Below are 18,602 nucleotides of genomic sequence, written 5' to 3' on the forward strand. Positions count from 1 at the left end.
GCCCGGCTACCGGGTCGGCTACCGGGTGAGGACCGTGAGGTCCTGCACGGCCTTCGGCACCGGGACCATGCCGCGGTCGTCGGACAGGGTCTGGACGGTGAACATCACGATGCCCTCGTGGGGCAGCGTCAGGGTGCGGGCCGCGTGGACCGGGCCGCCGGAGAGGGTCTCGACGGTCAGCGCGTAGGCGCCCTTCGCCCCGCCGGGGGCCAGGGAGACGGTCTGCGTGCTGCCCGCCTTGACGGTGACCTCCTTGGTGGCCGGCTCGCCCGCCTCGGTTCCCGGCGAGGCCGTGACCTTCACCTTCGCGTCGGCGCCGACCGCGGTCAGCGACAGCACGCTCGCGTTCTCGTCGGCCCGGTTGTCGGCGACGGTCGCCCGCGCCCCCACCGGTGCGGTGGCCGGGACGAAGGCCATCTCCTGCTTGGCGCCGCTGCCGCGGACCACGTGCAGCGCCGCGACCACCGGTACGGCCTTCCTCGGGTCGGCCGGGGCCAGCAGCAGCGAGCCGGCCTCGCCGCGGGTGACGTCCTTGAGGTCCACGCCGGCCGTCATGCCGGCCTTGAGGTGCAGCTGCTCGTTGCCGGCCGGGCTGATCGGGCCGTTCGGGCCGGCCAGCTTCACGGTGAGGTCGGCGTCCTCCTCGCCGGGTGCGAACGCGACCAGCTTCACGGAGGTGGCGTCCGCCGGGATGCCCGGCAGCACCTGGGCGGCGGCCGGGTCGGCGGAGGCCGCCAGCCAGTCCGCCCCGACGTTCTCCTCGCCCGCCTGCAGGGAGGCTCCGACGCGGCCGGCGCGGGTGGTCACGTGCGCGGTGACGTCGGCGAGCTCCTTGCCGGGGGCGAGGGAGGCCAGCGAGACCGCCTTGGTGGAGCGGGGGTCGATGCGGATGTTCTCGCTGACGCCGGTCTCGTCCTTGACCGCCCCGTCGGGCCCGAACATCTTGATGTCGATCACGGCCGCGGTGTCGTCCGGATTGGTGAGGTGCAGGTAGTCCTCGCGCCCCTTGGCGGTGCTCGCGCCCGGGAACCAGAAGTCGGTGCCGGGGGTGGTGCAGCCGACGCCGAGCAGGCCGCGGGCCCGGCCCACCGACACCTTGGTGGTCTGCTGCGCCGTCCAGCCGGGGGCGAGGGCGCCGTCGGCGATGCCGGCCAGGCCGGGGGCCTCGGCGCCGGAGGCGGTCGCCCCGGCCGGCTTGCCGCGCTCCTTCAGCTCCAGGACGGGCTTGGCCTCCTTGGTGGCGCCGAGCAGCCGGGCCGAGCCCCTGCCGCCGCCGGCCGCACCGGGGGTGATCGCCGTGTACGTGGTCTCGGCGATGTCGGAGCTGCTGGGCGCGGGGCAGACCAGCGCGGACCGCTCGACGGGCATCCGGGCCGCGGCCGTGGTGCGGTCGTCGGCGGTCGGGGCGGCGGGCGCGGTGAGGTGGGCGAGGCCGGCGAAGGCGGCGAGGGCCGCGGCGGCGGCCGCCAGCGTCAGGGGGGCGCGCTGCTTCACTGCTGGTGGCTCCCGTCGGGACGCTGGTCGTGCTGTCCGTAGGCGTCGTACGGCTGCTGCTCGTACGGGTGCGGGTACGGCTGGGCGTGGGGCTGGTGGGGCTGGTGGGGCTGCTGGGGCTGTTGGGGGTAGGCCTGGTGGGGTTCGTAGCCCTGGGGGTCGTAGCCCTGCTGGTACGGGTACTGCTCGTAGTCGGTGGCCTGGGCGGGGACGTACGGCTGCTGCGGCCGGTCCGGCTGCCCGTAGGCGTAGCCCTGGTCGCCGTGGCCCTGGTCGCCGCGCGGTTGGTCGCCGTACGACTGGTCCCCGTACGACTGGTAGGCGTAGGCGTCCTCCCCGTACCCGGGCTGCGCCGGGATCGCCGCGTACGGGTCGGCCACGGCGCCGGCGGGCTCGGCCGCGGTGCCGGCGGCGGGCGGGGCGGCCGCCCCGTCGGCCTCGGCGCGCAGGCGGCGGGCCCGGCGGCCCTCGCCGGCCTCACCGGGGGCGGGCCGGTCGGCGGCGGCCTCCTCGTCGGGCAGGTCGTCGTCGAGGCTGGCCCGGCGGCCGGGCAGGGCCATCACGAGCAGCAGCAGGGCGAGCCCGCCCTGGGCCCAGTGCCAGGCGGTCCGGGGGAAGGAGTCCTCGTGGACGAGGTCGAGGCGGCCGCCGGCGGCGGGCAGTTCGAAGCCCTGGGCCCAGCCGTCGAGGGTCCTGGCCTTGAGCGGCTTGCCGTCGAGGGTGGCCCGCCAGCCGGGCGCGGCACGGTCGGCGATGCGCAGGACGCGGCCCGCCTCGCCCGCCGGGACCCTGGTGTGGGCCTCGACGGGGCCGGAGGCCACCGGGATGGGGGCCTCGCCCGGCTTGCCGGAGACGATGACGGCGCGGGCGACCTGCCGGTCCACCCGCCACAGGGCGCTGCCGTCGAGCTGGCTGAGCCGGCTCAGGCCGGGGGTGGTGTCGAGGACCTTCCGCATCTGCTGCGGGGCGCCGTCGCGGACCAGGACGTAGCGGATGCCGTACCCGCTGAGCTGGTCGCTCTGGTCGGCGCCGGAGCCGGCGACGAGGCTGGAGACGACCTTGTCGAGGGCGGGGGTGCTGCCGGCCCCGGCGGCGAGTTCGGCGTCGCCGAGGCTGCCGCCCGAGCCGCGGACGAGGGCGTAGGAGACGGTGGCGGGCGAGCTGCCGCCGAGGACGAGGGTGCGGGCCTGGTCGCGGGTGCTGCCCTCTTCGGCGACGAAGGCGGGGACCTGGACCGGGTTGCGCCGCTCCAGCGGGCCGGCGGCCCCGGAGACCATCCAGCCGGCCGCGCCCAGCAGCGGGCCGGCGGCGGCCGCGAGGGCGACCAGCGCGGCTGCGGGCTGGCGCCAGCCGAAGCTGCTGGCGGCGACGCGCTCCTTGGCCCCGTCCGCGCCGACGGCGGCGGCGGCGAGCAGGGCGAGCCCGTACACGAGGACGGCGGGTCCGGCCCAGCCCGTGCGGTTGAGGACGACGGCCAGGGCCAGCGCGGCCAGGGCGGCGGCCCAGGCGGCGCGGACGGCGAGCCGCCGCTCGGTGCGCAGCAGGGCGGCCAGGGCGGCGAGGACGACGCCGAGGAGCAGCAGACCGCCGGCGGCGCGGGGGCCGCCGGGGCTGAGGCCGACGAGGTCGAGGGCGGTGGCCCGGCCGGCGGCGCCGGGGAGGCCGGCCTCGTCCAGGAGCCGGCCCGGGTGCAGGAGCAGGCCCAGGGACCAGGGGGCGAGGACGAGGAGCGGGACGGCGAGGGAGGCGAGCAGCCGCAGCCCGTACGCCTTCCACTCGGTGCGCCGGCGGACCGCCGCGGCGGCGGCGAGGACGGCGGCCAGCAGCCAGATGACCGGGGTGAAGGCAGTGGCCAGGGTCAGCAGGAGGGTGTACGTCCACACCGCGCGCCGGCCGCCGCGCTGCGCGGGGGCCGCGGTGCCGGAGCCGGCTGCACCGGTGGGCGCGGGGTCGGCGAGGCCGAAGGCGGTGACGGCGGAGCGGGCGATGAGCGGGAGCAGGACCGCGAGGACGGCGGTGCCGAGGCGGCCGCCGGCGAGGGCTCCCGTGACGGCGGGCAGGAAGGCGTAGGCGACGGCGGCCCAGGCGCGCAGCAACCGGGAGTCGACGAGCGGCCGGGAGGCGAAGTAGGCGGTGAGTCCGGCGAGCGGGACCGAGCAGACCAGCAGCAGGGTCAGGGCGGCGTCGGTGGAGCCGAGGAGCAGGGTGGAGAGGGCTCCGAGGACGGCGAGGTACGGGGGTGCGCCGGCGGTGGACCCGACGCCGACGGGCTGCCAGTCGCGGGTGTAGCGGTGCCAGAGGTCGAGGCCGCTGTCGGGGGCGGGCAGCAGGGCGCCGCCCATGAGGGAGCCGCCGCCGAGGAGGCCGCGGCAGGCGATGACGGAGACGAGCAGGAGGAGGGCGAAGAGGACGGGCGCGGGGTTGCGGGCGATCCGCTTCAGGCGCGCGAACTGTTCGACGTGGAGGTAGTCGGCGTCCTCGCCGCCGGGGCCGGATTCGACGGCTCCGCCGTGCCGGCCGGCGGCGGCGCCGTCGGTGTCGCGTCCGGAGCCGAGGTATCCGGCGAGCTGTTCGGCGCCGGCGCGCACGGTGGCGCCGGGCGGCGGGAACAGGGGGCGCAGTTCCCTGGCGGGGACGGCGGGGCGGCCGCGCCGGCGGCGGGCGCCGAGGAGGCGGCCGGGGCGCAGCAGGGTGGCGAGGAGGCCGGTGAACTCGTCGACGGCCTGGCCGGGGGCCTTGCCGACGAGGTAGCCGAGGGTGCGCAGCACGGTGCCGGCGACCAGGCGCAGCAGGACGTACGGCAGGGCCCGGCCGGAGCTGTTGGCGAGCATCGTGTAGACGGCGCCGGCCTTGTCGACGCGGTGCGGGCCGACGGCGCTGCGGCCGGCGCAGTCGACGGTGCGGCGCTCGCGGGCGGCGGCCTCGGCGTGCCGCAGGACGGCGTCGGGGGCGACGAGGACGGTGTGGCCGGCGCTCTGGACGCGCCAGCACAGGTCGACGTCGTCGCGCATGAGGGGCAGGCGGCGGTCGAAGCCGCCGAGGTCGTCGTAGACGTCGCGGCGCACGAGCATGCCGGCGGTGGAGACGGACAGGACGTGGCGGACCTGGTCGTGCTGGCCCTGGTCCTGTTCGCGGCGGTCGAGGCCGGTCCAGCGGCGGCCGCTGCGGGCGATGGTGACGCCGGCTTCGAGGAGCTGCTTGTTGTCGTACCAGCCGCGCAGTTTGGGGCCGATGACGGCGGCGTCGGGGTTCTCCTCGGCGACGCGCAGCAGTTCGGTGAGGGCGTCGGGCTCGGGGGCGCTGTCGTCGTGGAGCAGCCAGAGCCACTGGACGGGTTCGCCGTGGGGGAGCTCGGGGAGGTCGTAGGTGTCGTCGCGCCAGGTGCGGCTGACGGGGTCCCAGCCGCTGGGTCGCTTGAGGTAGGGGAGGTCCTCGGGGGTGAGGGTGCCGGCGGAGCGGGCGGCCTCGTCGACGGCGGTGCCGAATCCGGTGCGGCGGGCGAGGTGCAGGACTCGGCCGTCGCCGAGGGCCTCGGTCAGCAGGCGGGACGAGTCGTCGGCACTGCCGGTGTCGGCGGCGACGTGGTTCTGCGCGGGGCGTTCCTGGCCGAGGAGTCCGGCGAGGGTCTTGGGGAGCCAGCGTGCTCCGTCGTGAGCGACGAGGACCGCGGTGACGACGTGCCGGGGGAACTGGGGGGTGGCGTCAGCCTGGTAGGAGGCCGTCGACTGGCTGTGCAGGGACATCGCTCTACTGGCCCTCCGGCCTGGGGGTCCCCCCGGGCGCGGGAGGAGGGTCCGGGGGTGGTGTGCCCTCGGAGGCTGCTGGACAGCGCCCCACACTAACGGCTGGGAACACGCCGGTCCGCCTCCTGCGGGGAAGGTGCAGGAGGCGGACCGTGTGGTGTGCTCTTGGTGTTGTTTTCCGTGCGGTGGGGGCGGTCAGACGGCGGCCTTCTTCAGGCGGCGGCGCTCGCGTTCGGACAGGCCGCCCCAGATGCCGAATCGCTCGTCGTTGGCGAGGGCGTACTCAAGGCATTCGGAGCGGACTTCGCAGGCGAGGCAGACCTTCTTGGCCTCGCGGGTGGAGCCGCCCTTCTCGGGAAAGAAGGACTCGGGGTCGGTCTGAGCGCACAGGGCGCGCTCCTGCCATCCGAGCTCTTCGTCCGCTTCCTCGACCAGCAGTTCCTGAAACAGCTCGGTCATGTGCGCCCCTCGCTCTGTCTGTGCATCCCCGTGGTGGCGTCGTTACTCATCGCTACGTAACGACACGAGTGAAATTACAAGTGGGGGGCTCCAGCCCAGTCAAGCTGGGATCTGCTATTGGGGCCCTTATTCACTCTGCGGAACCAAGGCTATGCAGAAAGTGATCAAATCGCCAAAAATCGTGACACATGCCACTGGCGTCCGACTGCGCCCACTTCACCCGCAACCGACGCGACGCCCCATGGACCGGTTGCAATCCGGCCATAGAAGCGGCGCAGATCACATTCCGATCACGAGTTGGCATCGCACGTTTGAACAGGGCGACAGCGGGACCTGGAGCGCCATCTCCCCGGTCACGGGGTGCACAAACCTTTCTCCGACCGTGTTAACCGGATCAGATGAACCTTTTCCGCCAAACCGGTCATTGGGTTGACAGTCCGGCCCCCGAGCCGGTCTCCTTGTCCCCATGTCAGAGACCGCAGCCGCCACCCGGACCCCCGTTCGTGGGTTCCTGCGCGCTGCCCAGGTCCGCTGTTGCTGTTGCAGCTGTTGATGCCCTCGGAGCCCCGGCTCCCCTGAGCTCCGGCCACCCCCGCAGCAACCGCCAGCACCCCTGACATCTCCCGAGGACCCCGCAATGCGCATCCCCGCACCCACCGCTACCGCTTCCGTTCCCGCCGCGGCCACCGCTGCCGCGACCGCGGACGACCGCCCCCCGGTCACGGAGAGCGACCTCCAGATCGCCGGCGACATCCTCGCCGTCCAGCACCTGCTCCAGCCCGCCCGCGAACACCCCTCCACCCTCTCCGAGTTCGTCGGCCTCGCCCGCTCCATCGCCGAGGACCGCGCGAGCTGGCAGCACCTCGTCCGCTACGACGCCACCACCCGCTGGTACCACCGGCTGCGCACCGGCCCCGGCTACGAGGTGTGGCTCCTCAGCTGGGTCCCCGGACAGGGCAGCGGCCGGCACGACCACGGCGCCTCCTCCGGCGTCCTGACCGTCCTCGACGGCACGCTCACCGAGCACAGCCCCCGCGGCGCCCTCACCCTCCGGGCCGGCGCCCAGCGCGTCTTCGCCCCCGGCTACGACCACGAGGTCGTCAACGACGGCCTCGACGGCGCGGTCAGCCTGCACGTCTACTTCCCCGGCCTGACCGAGATGCCCATGCACCACTGCTCCCCCGCCCGGCCCGAGGCCCTCTCCGTCTGACGGAGCACGCCCGGCGGACCGCGGCTGACAGACTGTCCGCATGCGCATTGTTGTTCTGGCCGGCGGCATCGGCGGCGCCCGTTTCCTCCGCGGACTGAAGTCGGCGGTCCCCGACGCGGAGATCACCGTCATCGGCAACACCGGTGACGACATCCACCTGTTCGGGCTCAAGGTGTGCCCCGACCTCGACACCGTCATGTACACCCTCGGCGGCGGCATCAACGAGGAGCAGGGCTGGGGCCGCGCCGACGAGTCCTTCACCGTCAAGGAAGAACTCGCCGCCTACGGGGTCGGACCCTCCTGGTTCGGCCTCGGAGACCGCGACTTCGCCACCCACATCGTCCGTACCCAGATGATCGACGCCGGCTACCCGCTGAGCGCCGTCACCGAAGCCCTCTGCGACCGCTGGCAGCCCGGCGTCCGGCTGCTGCCCATGTCCGACGACCGGGTCGAGACCCACGTCGCCGTCACCGACGCCAGCACCGGCGAGCGCCGCGTCATCCACTTCCAGGAGTACTGGGTCCGGCTGCGCGCCTCCCTCGACGCCGAGGCCGTCGTACCCGTCGGCGCCGAACAGGCCAAACCCGCACCGGGCGTCCTGGAGGCCCTCGCCGAGGCCGACGTCATCCTCTTCCCGCCGTCCAACCCGGTCGTCTCCGTCGGCACCATCCTCGCCGTACCCGGCATCCGCGAGGCCGTCGCCGCCGCCGCGGCACCCGTCGTCGGCCTCTCCCCCATCGTCGGCGGCGCCCCCGTGCGCGGCATGGCCGACAAGGTGCTGGCCGCGGTCGGCGTCGAAGCCACCGCCGCCGCCGTCGCCCGGCACTACGGCTCCGACCTCCTCGACGGCTGGCTCGTCGACACCGCCGACGCGGACGCCGTCGCCGAGGTGGAGGCCGCCGGGATCGCCTGCCGCGCGGTGCCGCTGATGATGACCGACCTCGACGCGACCGCCGAGATGGCCCGCGCCGCACTGGCCCTCGCGGAGGCGGCCAGGTGACCGCGTCCTCGCCGTCGCCGATGCCCGTGCCCGCGCCGTCGACCTCACCGTCGCCCTCGCCCTCGTACGAGGTGTGGGCCCTCGCCGGGATGCCGGAGGTCCGGCCCGGCGACGACCTCGCCCGACTCGTCGCGGACACGGCGCCCGGACTGCGGGACGGCGACGTCCTGCTCGTCACCTCGAAGATCGTCTCCAAGGCGGAGGGCCGGATCGTCCGGGCCGACTCGCGCGAGGAGGCCATAGACGCCGAGACCGTACGGGTCGTCGCGCGCCGCGGCCCGCTGCGGATAGTCGAGAACCGGCAGGGCCTGGTCATGGCCGCCGCCGGCGTCGACGCCTCCAACACCGAACCCGGCACCGTACTGCTGCTGCCCGAGGACCCCGACGCCTCCGCCGCCGCGATCCGCGCCGGGCTGCGGGAACTGCTCTCCGTCGATGTCGGCGTCATCGTCACCGACACCTTCGGGCGGCCCTGGCGGGCCGGCCTGACCGACGTGGCCATCGGCTCCGCCGGCGTACGCGTCCTCGACGACCTGCGCGGCGGCACCGACGCGCACGGCAACCCGCTCAGCGCGACCGTCGTCGCCACCGCCGACGAACTGGCCGCCGCCGGCGACCTCGTCAAGGGCAAGGCCGAGGGGCTGCCGGTGGCCGTCGTACGCGGGCTCGGGCACCTCCTCGGCGAAGGCGCCACCGCCGCGCAGCTGGTGCGGCCCGCCGCCGAGGACCTGTTCCGCCTCGGCACCTCGGAGGCGGTACGGGAGGCGGTCACGCAGCGCCGCACCGTACGGGCCTTCACCGCCGAACCGGTGGACCCGGCCGCGGTCCGGCGGGCCGTCGCCGCGGCCGTGACCGCCCCGGCGCCGCACCACACGACGCCGTGGCGGTTCGTCCTGGTGGAATCCGAGGGCGCGCGGCGCGAACTGCTCGACGCGATGCGGGACGCCTGGATCGAGGACCTGCGGCGCGACGGCAAGAGCGAGGAGTCGATCGCGAAGCGGGTGCGGCGCGGCGACGTGCTGCGGAACGCGCCGTACCTGGTGGTGCCGTGCATGGTGATGGACGGCGCGCACACCTACGGGCACGCCCGGCGGGACGCGGCCGAGCGGGAGATGTTCGTGGTCGCGACCGGCGCCGGCGTACAGAACTTCCTGGTCGCGCTGGCCGGGGAGGGGCTGGGGTCGGCGTGGGTGTCGTCGACGATGTTCTGCCGGGACGTGGTGCGCAAGGTGCTGGGGCTCCCGGAGGACTGGGACCCCATGGGGGCCGTGGCCGTCGGGCATGCGGCGCAGGCGCCGCGCGAGCGGGCCCCTCGCCCCGCGGACCCCTTCCTCACGATCCGCTGACCCGCCGTGGCCCCCGCACGGCGCGGGGATGCGGGCCCGGGGGCCCGACCGCGGGCCCGCGGGGGGCTGGGCGCGGGCCGCGGGGGGCTGGGCGCGCAGTTCCCCGCGCCGCCTGAAGCATCGCCCCGCGCGGCCACCGCCCCGCAGGCGCGGGCGCGCTCTCGGACAGGGCCCTCAGGTGCGGGTCGCATGTGGCCGAGCGCGCAGTTCCCCGCCCCCTTGGACGCCCGTCAGAGGTGGGCGATGTCGTTGCGGTACATCCTGGGGGCGCGGCGGGGTGGGGTGCGGCCGGCCAGGAGGATCAGACGGGCCGCGCGGTGGCGCTGACCTGCGTACGGGGCGAGCAGTTCGAGCATGGTGGCGTCATCGGCGTCCCGGTCGCCGGCCAGGGCGTAGCCGATGATGCCGGGCAGGTGCAGGTCGCCGGTGGTGACGGCGTCCGGGTCGCCGTTGCTGCGCTGGAGGGTCTCCGCCGAGGTCCACGGGCCGATGCCGGGCACCGCCTCCAGCCGGGCGGCGGCCCGCCCCGGCGGCATGGCGGCGGCCTCCTCCATCCGGGCCGCCACCCGCACGGCCCGGACGATGGTCCCCGAGCGCTTGGCGTCGACCCCGGCCCGGTGCCAGTCCCAGGACGGGATCATCGCCCAGGTCCGGGCGTCCGGCATGACGTACAGGCCAGCGTCAGCGGCGGTCTGCGGGCCGGGCGCGGGTTCCCCGTACCGGCGCACCAGGCGGCGCCAGGAACGGTAGGCCTCGTCGCTGGTGACCTTCTGCTCCAGGACGGTCGGGATCAGCGACTCCAGCACCAGCCCGGTACGGGTCAGGCGGAGGCCGGGGCGGCTGCGGTGGCTGGCGTGCAGCAGGCGGTGACGCGGGACGAAGGCCGACGGGTCGTCGTCGGCCCCGAGGAGGGCGGGCAGGCCGTCGAGCATCCACTCGGCGCCGGGGCCCCAGGCCTCGGCCCGGACCGTGCCGGTGGTGCGGTCCGCGGCGACGCGCAGTGTGGCGGGGCCGAGGGGGGTGCGGCTGGCGCGCCAGACGGAGCCGTCGGCGGTGACGCGGAAGGTCGGGTCGTGGGGGCCGCGGCGCAGCGGGCCGAGGGTGAGGCCGAGGTCCACGGGGCCTTCCGGGGCCCATGCCCGGTGGAGGGCCGCGGCCGAAGCCGGGGGGCCGCCGGGCGCGGGGACGTCCGTGCGGCCGCCGCGTACGGCGGCACGGGTGAGGGGATCGAAGCGGCCGGCCATGCCATGAGCGTATCGCCGCCGCCGGGGCACCCCGCGGGCCGCGGGTGGCTGAGCGCGCAGTTCCCCGCGCCCCTGAAGCGTCGCCCCGCCCGGCAGCGGCCTTGCGAGGGCCGGCACGGCGCCCCGGGGCAAGGGCATGCTGCGGCCCGGGGACAGTGCTCGACTGCAGGTCGTACCTGGCTGAGCGCGCAGTTCCCCGCGCCCCTGGGGCATCGTCCCGCGCGGCGCCGGTACTGCGGGCGGCACGTTTCCTGTGATGCCCTCACACATCCGACGCCGCCGCACGACGGGTGCCCCCCAGGGGCGCGGGGAACTGCGCGATCAACCACCCACGACCCGCACACACAGGCGCGCCGCGGGGAACTGCGCGAACAGCCACGCACGACCCGCAGACGCGCACCGCGCGGTCGGGTACCCGCGGCCCGTGCGGGGGCGGCGCAGCCAGAGGTGCCCCGCGGCGCGCGGGGAGGCGGGCCCCCGCGGTCCGGGGCCGCGGGGCGGGGCGGGTCAGCGGCCCTGGAGTCTGGCCGAGGTGGTGCGGGTCGGCGGGAGCTGGCCGTACAGGAGCTTGCCGGGGCATTCCGTGGCGAAGCCGTCCCGGTGCCCGGAGATCACGTTCATCTTCACGCTGCTGCCCTTGGCGTACAGGTTCCCGCCGCCCGACTTCAGCGTGACCGTGGCCCGCGGGTCCCGGTTGAACAGTCCCAGCTTCCAGGCCGTGAGCGCGGCCACCGACTGCACCGCGGCCGCCGGCGGGGCGGTGGTCGTGAAGGTGCCGAGCACCGCGATGCCCATGCTGTCGGTGTTGAACCCCATGGTGTGCGCGCCGAGGACCGGCCTGGCGACTCCGCCGGCGCGGCCCTCGTACACGGTGCCGCACTTGTCGACGGCGAAGTTGTAGCCGAAGTCCCGCCAGCCGGCGCTGACCACGTGGTAGCGGTACAGGCTGCGCAGCAACGCCGGGGCGTCCTTGCAGTCGTAGTTGTTGCCGGAGGCGGTGTGGTGGACGAAGGCCGCCTTGACGGTGCTCGTGTACGCGAACTCCTTCTCGCGCAGCGATTCGTCCGCGCCCCAGCCCAGCCGGGTGACGATGCCCGGGCGCGGGCCGATGTACGGGGGGCTGCTGAGGGCGCCGTCGACGGCGATGACCGCGTCGGCGATGGTGTCCTGCCGGTTGAGGGGGGCGATCTCCTTGGCGCCGAGGGGGGCCAGCGGCACGTTGGCGGAGGAGGCCTCCGCCGTGGCCATCGACATGCCGGGCAGGGCCACGGGGTCGCCCTTGTCGTCGTCGACGGGGGTTCCCGTGGTCCCTGTGGTGCCCGTGGTGCCCGTGCCGCTCGTGGTGTTCTTGCCGTCGCCGGGGAGCGACGGGGCCCCCGCGCCCGGGTCGACGAGTTCGATGCGCAGGCCCGAGGGGAGGCGGGCGGCGCTCCTGGAGCGCGTCGCGGCGGGCGGGGCACCTGGCTCCGCCTGGACGCGTACCTCGATCCCGTCGGAGTCGCCGACCCACAGCGGGGCGGTGCTGCCGCGGAGCCGGCCGCTGCCGCGTTCGACCGCGCCGAGGTCGGGGGCGTGCTCGCTGTTGTGGGTCTCGACGTCCTGCCAGTCGGACCAGGTGCCGGTGCGTGCGGAGCGGGTGCGGACCTGGACGCGGCCGTGAAGCTGGCTGCCGGCGTCGTCCCAGACGACGCCGACCAGCGAGAACCTCTCGACCTCACGGGCGGCCAGGCCCCTGGCTTCGGGCAGGCGCGGTGAGGTGCTCATGCCGGGATTGCCGGGCGAGCGGTCGGCCGCGGGCCCGAGGGGGGCGAGCGGCAAAGACTGGGTGGAGCCGGCGGGGGCCGCGGGGGACGACTCGGCCAGGGCCGGAGTGGGCAGGGCGAGCGGCAGGGCGAGGGCGGCGGCGGTCGCGACGCCGACCGCGGAAGCAAGGAATCCACGCATGCAAGCGATGTTGGGCACGCGCACCACGAACCGCCATCGCAGAACTGACGGTCCGTCTGCTCGCTGCCGGGTGCGGCTCCCCCGGACGGGTGAGCCGCGGGCCGCCGTACGGGCGAGGGGCCCCGCGTACGCTGGGGCGGGTGAACGCCTCTGACCGCACCCCTGCCGACCTGCTGCGATCCGCGCTCGCCGCCGATCCGGGCCGCCCCCTCGTCACCTTCTACGACGACGCCACGGGCGAACGCGTGGAATTGTCCGTCGCCACCTTCGCCAATTGGGTGGCCAAGACCGCCAACCTGCTCCAGGGCGACCTCGGCGCCGAGCCCGGCGACCGGCTCGCGCTGCTGCTGCCCGCGCACTGGCAGAGCGCCGTGTGGCTGCTGGCGTGCGCCTCGGTCGGGGTGGTCGCCGAGGTGGGCGGGGATCCGGCGGGCGCCGACCTGGTGGTGAGCGGCCCCGACACCCTGGAGGAAGCGGCCTCCTGTTCGGGCGAGCGGGTCGCGCTCGCGCTGCGGCCGCTGGGCGGGCGGTTCCCGCAGCCGCCGGCCGGCTTCGCGGACTACGCGGTGGAGGTGCCGGGGCAGGGCGACCGGTTCGCCCCGTTCGTCCCCGTCGACCCGGAGGGGCCGGGGCTGGTGGTCGGCGGCGAGGAGCTGTCGTACGCGGGGCTGGTCGGACGGGCCCGCGAGGACGCGGCGAAGCTCGGGCTGGAGCCGGGGTCACGGGTGCTGTCCGGGCTGGGCTACGACACGTGGGACGGGCTGTCGGCGGGACTGTTCGCGGCTCTGGCCGCAGGCGGGTCCGTGGTGCTGTGCCGCCACCTGGACCGGCTGCCGGCGGAGGGCCTGGCCCAGCGCACCGAGGCGGAGCGGGTCACCCACACCGTGCGGTGAGCATCCCGCGCCGACCGCCCGGGCACTGCCGCGAGGGGGCCGATCTTTCACCCGTTCGGGTCTGGACAAGGGGCCGCCCCCGGGCCGCCTCCCGGCCGCGGGGGCAGGATCGGCTCAGGCCGTGCGTACACCTGTACGGCCTCCTGAACACGCGGTGAGGACGGTACGCGAGTGACGGACAGCGCAGGCATACCCGACGCCACCGGGGCGGCAGGAGGCTCCCCGGAGCCTCCGCGCGACCGTCGGCGCCGGCTGCTGCGCTGGACCGCGGCCGGGGTCTCGCTGCTGGTGCTGGCCGGGGCGGGGGCGGGCTGGTGGCTGTACCGCAAGCTCGACGCGAACATCACCGAGGACACCTCGGCCGCGTCCGAGCTGGAGCGCTTCGAGCGGGAGCGTCCGACGGCGATCGCGGGCGGCTCCCAGAACATCCTGCTGATCGGCTCGGACTCGCGCGCGGGCGCGGACAACTCCCGCTACGGGCGTGACGGGGGCGGGCAGCGCTCGGACACCGTGATCCTGCTGCATCTGCCCGCGGACCGGCGCAGCGCGACGGCGGTCTCGATCCCGCGGGACCTGATGACGGACGTCCCGAGCTGTCTGACGGCGGGCGGCTCCCGCACCGCGGCGCAGTTCGTGCAGTTCAACTGGGCCTTCCAGTGGGGCGGGGCCGCCTGCACGATCCGTACGGTGGAGAAGCTGACCGGAATCCGGATCGATCACCACATGGTGGTGGACTTCGGCGGGTTCAAGAAGATGGTGGACGCGGTCGGCGGGGTGGAGGTCTGCCTCAAACAGCCGATGAACGACGCGGAGGCGCGGCTGCACCTCCCCGCGGGCCGGCAGACCCTGCGGGGCGAGCAGGCGCTCGGCTTCGTGCGCGCCCGCTACGGGCAGGGCGACGGCAGCGACACCGAACGGATGGACCGCCAGCAGCAGTTCCTCGGCTCGCTGGTGAAGAAGGTGCAGAGCAACGGGGTGTTGCTGAACCCGGGTCGGCTGTACCCGCTGTTGGACGCGGCGACGTCCTCGGTGACCACGGACCCCGGGCTGGCCTCGCTGCGCGGGCTGTACGAACTCGTCCGGGGCATGCGGGACATACCGACCGAGCAGGTGAAGTTCCTGACGGTACCGCGCCGTCCGTACGCGGCCAACCGGAACCGGGACGAGCTGGTGCAGCCCGATGCGGCCCGGCTGTTCCAGCGGCTGCGCGCGGACGCGCCGCTGACGGTGGCACCGCCCACGGAGGCGGACGGCCGAAAGACGGACGGCCGGGAGGCCGACGGTCGGGAGCCGGACGGCGTACGGGCCGGGGCCGGCAGTGCCGAGCCGTCGCCGACCGGAACCGGAACGGCCCCCACACCCGTCCCCACCTTCACCGGCACCACTGCGGGGATGACCGACTGCCGGTAAAGCAATGCCAAAAGCCGGTGCACGAAGCGCGGAGCTTAGGTGGTTTGCCCCGATATAAGGGGAGTGGAATTTGTCACCACCATGGTTTGACGTTGACCGGGACGGATAAGGTGAGCGATCCGGTGCCCTGGCCAGCAAAGAGGCCGTGCACCAGCAGCCGGATCGTTGACCGGGCGTCTTGGGGGAGGCGCGTCGCGAGGCACCGACGGAGGATTCGAGCAACCGTGGATGCGCAGAGCCGTGGGCGGGCAGAGGAAATCGACCCCGCAGACCAGTGGGTGCTCAACCCCCGCACCGGCAATTACGAACTGCAACTGGACCGAAGCGCTCCGCAAGGGAAGCGCTCGGTGAACTCCCCCCGCAGGTCCGCCGGCGCCCGTTCCGGCAAACCGGCCTCCCCCAAGAAGCCTGCGTCCCCGGAGCCCGCGGAGTCCCCGGAGTCCCCGGCCTCGCCGTCCCCGGCGGTCCCCGGGCCGCGCCGCGGCGAGACCCCGCCCGGCCGGCGCAGCGGTCGGCCCCGCAAGGGCGGCACGGGCAGCACCCGCCGCAAGCGGCTGCTGGTGGTCACCGGTGGCACGCTCGCCTTCCTGCTGGTCGGCGGTTCGCTGGGCGCGTACCTGTACTACAACCACCTGAACGGCAACCTGAAGGTCACCGACGTCGGCGACGCGGGCACGGGCGGCTTCAAGAAGGACCAGCCGATCAACATCCTCGTCATCGGCACCGACAAGCGCTCCGGCTCGGGCAACGAGGGCTACGGCGACGCGGACAGCCCCGGCCACGCCGACACGACGATCCTGTTCCACGTCTCCAAGGACCGCTCCAACGCCACCGCGCTGTCCATCCCCCGCGACCTGATCACGAACATCCCGGCCTGCCCCACCAAGCAGCCCGACGGGACGATGAAGACGATCCCGGGCCAGCGGGGGACCCGTTTCAACACCAGCCTCGGCCAGGAGGGCCGCGACCCGGGCTGCACCATGCGCACGGTCAAGGAGCTCACCGGGATCACCGTCGACCACTTCATGATGGTCGACTTCAACGCGGTGAAGGTGCTGAGCACGGCCGTCGGCGGCGTCCCCGTCTGCCTGGAGAAGGGCGTCGACGACAAGGACTCCAAGCTGAAGCTGGGCCCCGGCGAGCACCGGCTGCAGGGCGAGCAGGCCCTGGCCTTCGTACGGACCCGGCACGCCTTCGGCAACGAGAGCGACCTCGACCGCATCAAGACGCAGCAGCAGTTCCTGAGTTCGATGCTGCGCGAGATGAAGTCGAAGGAGACCCTGACCAGCCCGAAGAAGTTCTTCTCCCTCGCCGAGGCGGCCACCAAGTCGCTGAGCGTGGACTCGGGCATAGGGTCCATCGAGAAACTCACCAACCTCGCCGGTGAGTTGAAGGACATGAACCTCAAGAACGTCACCTTCACCACCCTGCCGGTGCTCGACAACCCGGCCGAGAAGGTGAAGGCCACCGTCGTCCTCAACAACGCGCTGGCCGACCCCCTGCTCCAGATGATCCGGGGGGACGTCTCGCTCACCGAGGTCGAGAAGAAGGAACAGGCCGCCAACGCCGAGGCCAAGGCCAAGCAGGACGCGCTCCTGCAGGGCCCGCGCGCCGCGGCGAAGGACGTACGGGTGGACGTCTACAACGGCGGCGGGCCCTCGGGCTCGGCCTCCACCACCCTGACCTGGCTGCAGAACAACAAGGGCGTCACCAAGGCGAGCAACCTCGGTAACGCGCCCGCCAAGCTGGACGCCACGCAGCTGGAGTTCGCCCCGAACCAGGCGGACCAGGCGCGGGCGCTGGCGGACATGATGGGCCTGCCGTCCACGGCGCTGAAGATGGGCACGGCCGACGCCGGGCCCCGGACCGCGATGAAGCTGACGCTCGGCGCGGACTTCAAGGGGGCGGGGATCTCGATGACGGCGCCGCAGAAGGCGCCCGAGGACATCCAGCGCGTCGAGGCGGACAAGGCGGTCTGCGCCAAGTAGCCGACCGGCCGGCCCCCGGGCCGGCCATCAGCCCTGCGCCGGCGCGGCCGGCGCCACCACAGTCATGAAGTGATTTCGAGGGGGGACCTGTGAGGAACGACAGCACGCGGGGGGAGGGGGCGTCCGCCCGGCCGGCCGACGACATATCCGGCGGCCCCTCCGACGGACCAGCCGTGCCCGCCGGCGGCGCGCCCGGCAAGGGGACGCCCGGCACGCCCGGCACCGGCGTGCCCGCGCCCCGGCGCGGCAAGCGGCGCATCCTGCGCTGGACGGCCTCCGTCCTGGCGTTCCTCATACTCACGACGGCGGCGGCGGGCTACCTCTACTACCGGCACCTCAACGGCAGCATCCAGACCGACGCGCTCAACCTCGGCGACAGCAAGCTGGGCGGCTCCAAGCCCAACGCCTTCGGGCAGACCCCGCTGAACATCCTCATCATCGGCTCCGACGCCCGCGACGGCGCGGAGAACCAGGCCCTCGGCGGCGCGAAGGACACCTTCGACGGGCCGCCCCTCGCGGACGTGCAGATGCTGCTGCACCTGTCGGCGGACCGCTCCAACATGTCCGTGGTGTCCATGCCGCGCGACACGCTGCTGAAGATGCCCAAGTGCACCGAGCCGAACGGCAAGGTCCACCAGGCCAGCAGGGGCCTCGTGCAGACCAACGAGTCCCTCAGCCGCGGCGGCCCCGGCTGCACGGTCGCCACCTGGCAGGAGCTGACCAAGATCCCGATCGATCACTTCATGATGATCGACTTCAAGGGCGTGGTGACGATGGCGGACGCCATCGGCGGCGTCCCGGTCTGCGTCCAGGAGAACGTGCACTCCCGCACCAGGGAGGGCAAGGGCTCCGGCCTGAAGCTACCCAAGGGCGAGAACGTCATCCAGGGCGAGGTGGCCCTGCAGTGGCTGCGCACCCGCTACGGCTTCGAGGACGGCACCGACATCGGCCGCGCCCACGCCCAGCACATGTACATGAACTCGATGGCCCGCGAGTTCCGCAAGAACGCCAAGCTGAGCAACCCGATGAAGCTCAACAGCCTGGCGCAGGCGGCCATCAAGGCCATGGTCGTCGACCCCGGCCTGAACAAGATCGACAAGCTGTACGACCTGAGCATGGAGCTCAAGAAGGTCGCCCCGGGCCGGATCACGATGACCACCATGCCGTGGATCTACAGCCCCTCGGACTCCGCCCGGGTCGAGCCCAAGCCGGGCGAGGCCGAGGACCTGTTCCGGATGGTCCGCGAGGACATCCCGCTCGACGGCAAGGGCCCCGAGCACCCCGCCGGCGCGGCCTCCCCGGCCCCGTCCTCGTCGGCCGCGGCGCCCGGCACCACGGGCGGCACCCCGGCGGCCCCCTCGCAGCCCGCCGTCGACCAGGCCGCCCCGCCCGCGAAGATCGCGGTGACGGTGCGCAACGCCACCGGCGGCAGGGACGGTGCCCAGGCGAAGGTGAAGGGCCGGGCCCTGGAGGTCGTCTCGGTGCTCGCCGGCAAGGGCTTCACCAAGGCCGTCGCCGACAACCTGACCGGGGCCGAGGACACCACCGTGGTCCGCTTCTCCAGCCCCGACCTCGCGGGTGACGCGGCGGCCGTGGCCACCGCGCTGGGCCTGCCGGCCTCGGCGGTGCAGAAGGTGGACGACGTCTCCGGGATCGTCCTGCTCGTGGGCAAGGACTGGCGGACCGGCAACGCGCCGACCCCGCCGCCGCCCGCCCCGACCAAGGCCCCCGACTCGGCGCGCCCGCTCAACGGCGACAACGACAAGGAGTGCATGGCGATCCAGCCGGGCTTCACCTGGTAGCCGGTGGCGTACGGTGCGCCGGCCGGCGCACCGTACGCAGGAACGGGGAAGGGGCCCGGTGCCGCGGTC

Annotated in this window: 12 protein-coding genes; 7 read left to right on the forward strand and 5 right to left on the reverse strand. The window is 74.3% G+C overall.

Going from position 1 to position 18,602, the window contains the following annotated elements; translation table 11 throughout:
* Positions 1–18: 18 nt before the first annotated feature.
* The 3 genes from ACZ4VL_RS26170 to ACZ4VL_RS26180 form a co-directional block, all read right to left on the reverse strand.
* Complete coding sequence (locus ACZ4VL_RS26170; protein ID WP_468204469.1) at positions 19–1,494, reverse strand: DUF5719 family protein; 1,476 nt, start codon at positions 1,492–1,494, stop codon at positions 19–21.
* A complete protein-coding gene (locus ACZ4VL_RS26175) occupies positions 1,491–5,237 on the reverse strand; it encodes a glycosyltransferase family 2 protein (RefSeq protein ID WP_468204472.1) in 3,747 nt (1,248 codons plus the stop codon). Before ACZ4VL_RS26175 ends, ACZ4VL_RS26170 begins: the two co-directional genes overlap by 4 nt.
* 195 nt (positions 5,238–5,432) lie before the next feature.
* The gene (locus ACZ4VL_RS26180; protein WP_003983763.1) at positions 5,433–5,696 is read right to left on the reverse strand and encodes a WhiB family transcriptional regulator; all 264 of its coding nucleotides are present in this window, start codon (positions 5,694–5,696) and stop codon (positions 5,433–5,435) included.
* A 637-nt stretch (positions 5,697–6,333) separates the two neighbouring features.
* Between ACZ4VL_RS26180 and ACZ4VL_RS26185 the strand changes: the two genes are divergently transcribed.
* The 3 genes from ACZ4VL_RS26185 to ACZ4VL_RS26195 are packed head-to-tail and all read left to right on the forward strand — an operon-like array spanning position 6,334 to position 9,252.
* Complete coding sequence (locus ACZ4VL_RS26185; RefSeq protein ID WP_468204475.1) at positions 6,334–6,906, forward strand: cysteine dioxygenase; 573 nt, start codon at positions 6,334–6,336, stop codon at positions 6,904–6,906.
* Between the two features lie 40 nt (positions 6,907–6,946).
* Positions 6,947–7,906, forward strand: a complete 960-nt coding sequence (gene cofD, locus ACZ4VL_RS26190) for a 2-phospho-L-lactate transferase (protein WP_468204477.1) — start codon at positions 6,947–6,949, stop codon at positions 7,904–7,906.
* 20 nt (positions 7,907–7,926) lie between these two features.
* Complete coding sequence (locus ACZ4VL_RS26195) at positions 7,927–9,252, forward strand: coenzyme F420-0:L-glutamate ligase (RefSeq protein ID WP_468204539.1); 1,326 nt, start codon at positions 7,927–7,929, stop codon at positions 9,250–9,252.
* Positions 9,253–9,482: 230 nt separating this feature from the next.
* On the opposite strand, the gene ACZ4VL_RS26200 is transcribed toward ACZ4VL_RS26195, so the two are convergent.
* On the reverse strand, positions 9,483–10,496 hold the full coding sequence (locus ACZ4VL_RS26200; protein ID WP_468204479.1) for a DNA-3-methyladenine glycosylase family protein: 1,014 nt from the start codon (positions 10,494–10,496) through the stop codon (positions 9,483–9,485).
* Between the two features lie 507 nt (positions 10,497–11,003).
* Complete coding sequence (locus tag ACZ4VL_RS26205) at positions 11,004–12,440, reverse strand: peptidoglycan recognition protein family protein (RefSeq protein WP_468204482.1); 1,437 nt, start codon at positions 12,438–12,440, stop codon at positions 11,004–11,006.
* A gap of 140 nt (positions 12,441–12,580) precedes the next feature.
* Between ACZ4VL_RS26205 and ACZ4VL_RS26210 the strand changes: the two genes are divergently transcribed.
* The 4 genes from ACZ4VL_RS26210 (at position 12,581) to ACZ4VL_RS26225 (ending at position 18,533) form a co-directional block, all read left to right on the forward strand.
* The gene (locus tag ACZ4VL_RS26210; protein WP_468204485.1) at positions 12,581–13,333 is read left to right on the forward strand and encodes a TIGR03089 family protein; all 753 of its coding nucleotides are present in this window, start codon (positions 12,581–12,583) and stop codon (positions 13,331–13,333) included.
* Positions 13,334–13,504: 171 nt separating this feature from the next.
* On the forward strand, positions 13,505–14,743 hold the full coding sequence (locus ACZ4VL_RS26215) for an LCP family protein (RefSeq protein WP_468204488.1): 1,239 nt from the start codon (positions 13,505–13,507) through the stop codon (positions 14,741–14,743).
* Between the two features lie 224 nt (positions 14,744–14,967).
* The gene (locus tag ACZ4VL_RS26220; RefSeq protein ID WP_468204490.1) at positions 14,968–16,731 is read left to right on the forward strand and encodes an LCP family protein; all 1,764 of its coding nucleotides are present in this window, start codon (positions 14,968–14,970) and stop codon (positions 16,729–16,731) included.
* 89 nt (positions 16,732–16,820) lie between these two features.
* Positions 16,821–18,533, forward strand: coding sequence for an LCP family protein (locus ACZ4VL_RS26225; RefSeq protein WP_468204492.1), 1,713 nt, complete (start codon positions 16,821–16,823; stop codon positions 18,531–18,533).
* The last annotated feature ends 69 nt before the right edge of the window (positions 18,534–18,602 follow it).

This window comes from Streptomyces sp. NPDC029014, assembly GCF_055564695.1.